Source organism: Cupriavidus sp. 01L46 (assembly GCF_056399905.1).
In genome coordinates, this window is sequence record NZ_JBFTSF010000394.1 from 1 (window position 1) to 4917 (window position 4917).

Genomic DNA, 4917 nt, shown 5'->3' on the forward strand with positions numbered 1-4917 from the left:
CTGCACTTTCGTTTCCTGCCATCCATGAATCATGAAATTTTATCTCATGATATAGGGTTTGCCTGCGTGGATTACGAAATCCTATTTTGCGGCCCGGAATATACACTGAACTCCAGATTAGCAGTGCGGACGGGTAAATGAGAGCCTGTTCCGCACGTGCCTGGCACTGCGCATCGATGCGCAGGCGCGCAGGAGCCGCAATATTATTTCTCTCGTCCCCCAACTATTCGTTGAGCACACCATGGCCGATCTGTTTGAAAACCCGATGCAGTTGATGGGCTTCGAATTCGTGGAATTCGCCTCGCCCACTCCCAACCTACTGGAACCGATCTTCGAGCAGATGGGCTTCACGCTGGTGGCGCGCCACCGYTCCAAGGACGTGGTGCTGTACCGCCAGGGCGACATCAATTTCATCGTCAACCGCGAGCCGCACAGCCCGGCAGCCTACTTTGCCGCCGAGCACGGCCCCAGCGCCTGCGGCATGGCGTTCCGCGTGAAGGATTCGCACAAGGCCTATGCCCGCGCGCTGGAACTCGGCGCGCAGCCGGTGGAAATCGCCACCGGCCCGATGGAGCTGCGCCTGCCGGCGATCAAGGGCATCGGCGGCGCGCCGCTGTACCTGATCGACCGCTTTGAAGAAGGCAAGTCCATCTACGACATCGACTTCGAATTCATCGAAGGCGTGGATCGTCATCCGGTGGGCCACGGCCTGCGCCTGATCGAYCACCTGACGCACAACGTCTACCGTGGCCGCATGGCTTACTGGGCCAATTTCTACGAAAAGCTCTTCAACTTCCGCGAAATCCGCTACTTCGATATCCAGGGCGAATACACCGGCCTGACCTCGAAGGCCATGACCGCGCCGGATGGCAAGATCCGCATTCCGCTGAACGAAGAGTCTTCCAAGGGCAGCGGCCAGATCGAGGAATTCCTGATGGCCTTCAATGGCGAAGGCATCCAGCACATCGCCTTCCTGACGGACAACCTGATCGAAGTCATCGACAGCCTGCAGATGGCCGGCGTGCCCCTGATGACCGCGCCCAACGACTACTACTACGACGGCCTGGAAGCGCGCCTGCCCGGCCACGGCCAGCCCGTGGATCAGCTCAAGGCGCGCGGCATCCTGGTCGACGGCACCACGGAAGGCGGCAAGCCCCGCCTGCTGCTGCAGATCTTCTCCAAGGCCTCGCTMGGCCCCGTGTTCTTCGAGTTCATCCAGCGCAAGGGCGACGAAGGCTTTGGCGAAGGCAACTTCAAGGCGCTGTTCGAATCGCTGGAACGCGACCAGATCGAGCGCGGCACGCTCAAGGTCTGAGGCCCACAAGGCAAGCCGGCACGCCCGGCACTGACCGCATCAACACCGCCGGCGCGGCAGCATGACTGCGCGCCGGCGGTGCCTGGCCGAAGCCGAAGCGCCCGCGACACGCGAGAGGCGCAGGCCAACATTCCAAAAGAGTGGGTAGAGAGACAAAGATGGTTCCCAACGCTTCCGACAAGACAGACGCGACGCTTAAGCGTGGCTTGAAAAACCGGCACATCCAGCTGATTGCGCTAGGTGGCGCGATTGGCACCGGGCTGTTCCTGGGCATTGCCCAGACCATCAAGATGGCGGGGCCCTCGGTCCTGCTCGGCTACGCGGTGGCCGGCATCATTGCTTTCTTCATCATGCGCCAGCTCGGCGAAATGGTGGTCGACGAACCCGTGGCAGGCTCCTTCAGCCATTTCGCCAACAAATACTGCGGCAGCTTCGCGGGCTTCATGTCGGGCTGGAACTACTGGGTGCTGTATATCCTGGTCAGCATGGCGGAGCTCTCGGCGGTGGGCATCTATGTCCAGTACTGGTGGCCGCACATCCCCACCTGGGTTTCCGCGCTGGCGTTCTTCGTCCTGATCAACGCCATCAACCTGACCAGCGTCAAGTCCTTCGGCGAAATGGAGTTCTGGTTCTCCATCGTCAAGGTGCTGGCCATCGTCGGCATGATCGTGTTCGGCGGCTACCTGCTGGCGTCCGGCACGGCCGGCCCGCAGGCCAGCGTGTCCAACCTGTGGCAGCACGGCGGCTTCTTCCCGAACGGGATCTCCGGCCTGGTCATGGCCATGGCGGTGATCATGTTCTCGTTCGGCGGGCTGGAGCTGGTGGGCATCACCGCGGCAGAAGCGGATGAGCCGGAAAAGACCATTCCCAAAGCCACCAACCAGGTGATCTACCGCATCCTGATCTTCTACGTTGGCGCGCTGGGCGTGTTGCTCTCGCTGTACCCGTGGGAGAAGGTTGTCACCGGCGGCAGCCCGTTCGTGCTGATCTTCCACGCGATGAACAGCGAGATCGTTGCCACGGTGCTGAATGCCGTGGTGCTGACCGCCGCGCTGTCGGTCTACAACAGCGGCGTGTATTGCAACAGCCGCATGCTGTACGGCCTGGCTACGCAGGGCAATGCGCCCAAGGCGCTGCTGAAGGTCAACCAGCGCGGGATCCCGCTGGCCGCGCTCGGCGTGTCCGCGCTGGCCACCGCGGCTTGCGTGGCGATCAACTACTTCATGCCGGGCGAGGCCTTTGAGCTGCTGATGGGGCTGGTGGTCTCGGCACTGATCATCAACTGGGCGATGATCAGCATCATTCACCTCAAGTTCCGCCGCGACAAGCGCGCAGCCGACCAGGAAACGCGTTTCAAGAGCCTGGGCTATCCGCTGACAAATTATGTGTGCCTGGCCTTCCTGGCGGGTATCCTCTACGTGATGTACCTCACGCCCGGCCTGCGCATCTCGGTGTACCTGATCCCGGCATGGCTGGCCGTACTAGGCCTGAGCTACCGCCTCAGGCAAAAGCAGAAGCGCGCCGAACCGGCGCTGCCCGAGCGCGTATCGGCATAATGATGACCCTGGCGGCCACTGGCCGCCGGCTCCGACCCTTCCCAGCACTCCAGCCAGAGTATCCAATGTTCGAACACATCGATGCCTATCCGGGCGACCCGATCCTCTCCCTCAACGAGAGCTTTCAACTCGATCCCAGGACCGATAAGGTCAACCTGAGCATCGGCATCTACTTCGATGACGAAGGCCGGTTGCCGGTGATGCAGGCCGTGAGTCAAGCCGAAGCCGCGCTGATGGCCGACATGGGCCCGCGCCCCTACCTGCCGATGGCCGGGTTTGCGGCGTATCGCGACGCCGTGCAGGCGCTGGTCTTCGGCGAGCCGTGCCAGGCGCGCGCCGAGGGGCGCATCTCGACGGTGCAGACGCTGGGCGGCTCCGGCGCGCTGCGCGTGGGAGCGGACTTCCTCAAGCGTTATTTCCCCGACGCCCAGGTCTGGATCAGCGACCCGAGCTGGGAGAACCATCGTGTGATCTTCGAGCGCACGGGCTTTACCGTCAACACGTATCCGTACTACGACGACGCTACCGGCGGCCTGAAGTTCGACGCCATGCTGGACGCGCTGCGCCTGATCCCCAAGCGCAGCATCGTGCTGCTGCACGCCTGCTGCCACAACCCCACCGGCGTGGACCTGAACCACGACCAATGGCGCCAGCTCATCACGCTGCTCAAGCAGCATGAGCTGCTGCCCTTCGTCGACATGGCCTATCAGGGCTTTGGCGCCGGCCTGGACGACGACGCCTTCGCGGTACGCGAGCTGGTGGCCCAGGGTGTGCCGTGCCTGGTGGCGAACTCGTTCTCGAAGAACTTCTCGCTGTACGGCGAGCGTTGCGGCGGCCTGAGCGTGGTTTGCGACAGCGCCGAAGAAGCCGGCCGGGTGCTCGGCCAGCTGACGGGCGCGGTGCGCGCCAACTACAGCAACCCGCCCACGCACGGCGCCCGGGTGGTGGCCCGGGTGTTGACCACGCCGGCGCTGCGTACGATCTGGGAGCGCGAGCTGGCGGGCAAGTGCGAGCGTATCGCCAAGATGCGCGTGGCCATCCACAAGGGCCTGGCCGCCCACGTGAGCGGCGAGGCGCTGTCGCGCTACCTCACGCAGCGCGGCATGTTCACCTACACCGGCCTGACGGCTGACCAGGTGGACCGCCTGCGCACGGAGCACGGCGTGTACCTGCTGCGTTCGGGGCGCATGTGCGTGGCCGGGCTGAACGAGCGCAACGTGACCCAGGTGGCACAAGCAATTGCCAGCGTGCTGGTGCCCGCGGCCTGACAGGCGGCTGAGCTACGTCCCGCGCGGCGGCCGGTCTTTCCGCCCGCGCGGGACGGTGAACTCGCTGTTTGCTTCAACGCGCAGTGCAAGCCAGTGCAAGCCGGTTCAAACCAGCACGTGACGTGTTTCAACGAAGAAGCGTTGAATCTGGCGATCTATGTCCGGATCGACCATCTCCTCGGGMCGGTTCCCATTCGGGCAGGCCAGCCGGGGCGTGGTGCCGAACAAGCGGCAGATCAACGGGCGCTCGGCATAGACCTGGCAACCCTGGCTGCCAAGATGAGGGCAACTGAGGTTTGTCAGCGCGGCTTCGTGCTCGGCATCGCTTTTGACCGGAAGCCTCGACATCTCGTGCGTCGAGGTCATCACCGGCCCACAGCAGTCGTGGCAGCCCGGGGTGCACGCGAACGCGGGAATCCGTGAGCGAAAGAACCTGATTTTTTGACTGATCATCTGGCGTCCCTCTTCATTGGCCTATCTGCGTGCCTATGATCGACCTGATGGCCGGTTCCGTACGCCCAGGCACCAGGTGCGGAACATTCACGGCTAGCGGCGGTAGCCATTCAGACCGTGTCCTTCAGCCCGCGAGCTTTTGCCAGAATGTGTGATCCGACGCGAGCCGTTTGCCCTGTTTCAGGCGACGCGCGGCCGATCGCAAATTCAGCGGATGCGTGGTTTCCAGGATGCGAGCCCGCGTCAGCAACTCGTCCTGGGAGGGAAGCGCCCGTGCCCCCTTCCACGCGAACAGCGTGTAGTTGCAACTGTCCTCGGACAGGGC

General features: G+C 63.4%; 4 protein-coding genes and 1 pseudogene. 3 read left to right on the plus strand and 2 right to left on the minus strand.

The window, feature by feature from the left end:
- The first annotated feature begins 241 nt into the window (after positions 1–241).
- The 3 genes from hppD to AC1DS3_RS35140 all read left to right on the plus strand — a co-directional run bounded on the left by hppD (position 242) and on the right by AC1DS3_RS35140 (position 4139).
- Positions 242–1315, plus strand: coding sequence for a 4-hydroxyphenylpyruvate dioxygenase (gene hppD / locus AC1DS3_RS35130; protein WP_174426710.1), 1074 nt, complete (start codon positions 242–244; stop codon positions 1313–1315).
- A gap of 158 nt (positions 1316–1473) precedes the next feature.
- The gene (locus AC1DS3_RS35135) at positions 1474–2871 is read left to right on the plus strand and encodes an amino acid permease (RefSeq protein WP_441634576.1); all 1398 of its coding nucleotides are present in this window, start codon (positions 1474–1476) and stop codon (positions 2869–2871) included.
- 65 nt (positions 2872–2936) lie between these two features.
- Positions 2937–4139: an amino acid aminotransferase gene (locus tag AC1DS3_RS35140; RefSeq protein WP_477109239.1), complete on the plus strand. Its 1203-nt coding sequence runs from the start codon at positions 2937–2939 to the stop codon at positions 4137–4139.
- A gap of 105 nt (positions 4140–4244) precedes the next feature.
- On the opposite strand, the gene AC1DS3_RS35145 is transcribed toward AC1DS3_RS35140, so the two are convergent.
- Both AC1DS3_RS35145 and AC1DS3_RS35150 read right to left on the minus strand, forming a co-directional pair.
- Positions 4245–4592 carry a YkgJ family cysteine cluster protein gene (locus AC1DS3_RS35145; RefSeq protein WP_441634580.1) on the minus strand — a complete coding sequence of 116 codons (348 nt, stop codon included), beginning with the start codon at positions 4590–4592 and terminating at the stop codon, positions 4245–4247.
- Positions 4593–4716: 124 nt separating this feature from the next.
- A pseudogene (locus AC1DS3_RS35150) lies at positions 4717–4917 on the minus strand (spermidine synthase); the annotation flags it as partial.